Source organism: Ruegeria sp. CDSC054 (assembly GCF_059610645.1).
This window is the reverse complement of sequence record NZ_JBXWOA010000040.1, coordinates 1-1,372: the sequence shown is the minus strand read 5'-3', so window position 1 is coordinate 1,372 and position 1,372 is coordinate 1. Positions and strand designations below refer to the sequence as shown.

The window sequence follows — 1,372 nt, the reverse complement described above, 5'->3', positions numbered from 1 at the left end:
AAGCGGTTCTCTGATCGCGGTATTGTCAAGGGCGTTGGATTTGTTGTCCGCCGGGGTCTTGGTTCTCTCCGAAGTCAGGTGATGCTGCTTCATGATGGCGTCCGGGGCTGATCGTCTGGAATGTCATTCACGAGGTTGATGCTGGTTGCGCCACCTCGACCGCTTTACGCGAGATCGATCTGCCTCCGTCCCGGAGGACGCCAAACCCACCCTATCCTCGGGCGGGCTTTCTGGTTGTCAGCTTGCAGGCTCCTTTGTCCAATTGAAATCTGTCCCGTCGCGCCAGATCGCGTGGAGGATCACCGCGATTTTGCGCGCGGTGGCCACAGCGGCCTTCTTGAAGCCTTTTCGCGTACTGAGCCGGATTGCCCAGGATTTGAGGGCTGAGAACCGCCTGACCTGTGTCATCAAGGACGTGGCGGCGGAAACAAGCAATCGACGCATCTCGGCATCCCCGCACTTGGAGATGCGGCCTGTTCTGTCGATCTCACCGGATTGATATCGTCTTGGTGTCAGCCCCAGGAACGCGCCGACATCGCGCGACCGGCGGAACCGGCTTGCATCATCTATTGTCGCAATGAAATTCAACGCAACCAGCGGCCCCACACCCGGCACGGTCATGAGGCGCCGCGCCAGTGGGTTCTGTTTGGCGACATGTATCAATTCATCACCCAGCATTTCCGCCGAGGCGCAAAGCTTTTTGTGGATCGGGATCATCGTTTGCGCCAGCAGCTCCAACATTGGATCACAAGAACCAGCCTCGGCCAGCTGGTCGCGGAACCCTTGTCGATAGTGCGCGCGCAGGACAGGCCCCATGCGGATGCCGAAAGTCTTCAGGACGCCCCGGATATGAGCTTCAAGATCCTTGCGCATGCGGATCAATCTCTCCCGCGCTGCAACCAGTGCTCGCACGCGGTCCGACGCTTCACTGCGAATGTGGACCTCGGTGAACCAGCCGGTCCGCGCCAACTGTGCCAACCCTTCCGCGTCTGCCTTGTCTGACTTGTTGAGGCGCGCCGACAGAGCCTTATGCGCCATGCGCGCGTCGATACAGGTGATCGGCACAGCTCGGCGCGCAAGTTCACGCGTCAGCCAAGTGGCCATTATCCCGCTTTCATGCACGACGCGCTCCACATCGGGGGCTCTCCGCGAAATGTATTCCGCAATGGTATCTGGTTCGGTCGGAATAGACGCGCGATGCAAGACCGTGCCTTCCGCATCCACAACGCAAACCGAGACCTCTTTCAATGAAACGTCGAGACCAACATAATGGCTCATGGTCGTTCTCCTCACGGCTTTTGATTGGTGAGGCTGATAATATCAGGCCTCGTTTGCCCAAGGAGAGCGACCACCGCGATCACACCATGTCATT

General features: G+C 58.7%; 1 protein-coding gene. It reads right to left on the bottom strand.

Features of this window, described 5'->3' with window-relative positions; all coding sequences use genetic code 11:
* Nucleotides 1-237: 237 nt before the first annotated feature.
* Nucleotides 238-1,278: an IS110 family RNA-guided transposase gene (locus AC2FGC_RS24200; RefSeq protein ID WP_282169972.1), complete on the bottom strand. Its 1,041-nt coding sequence runs from the start codon at nt 1,276-1,278 to the stop codon at nt 238-240.
* Nucleotides 1,279-1,372: the final 94 nt, after the last annotated feature.

What these genes read in the sequence shown, in the direction of transcription:
- AC2FGC_RS24200 (WP_282169972.1), bottom strand. Translation starts at nt 1,278, where the DNA reads ATGAGCCATTATGTTGGTCTCGACGTTTCATTGAAAGAGGTCTCGGTT.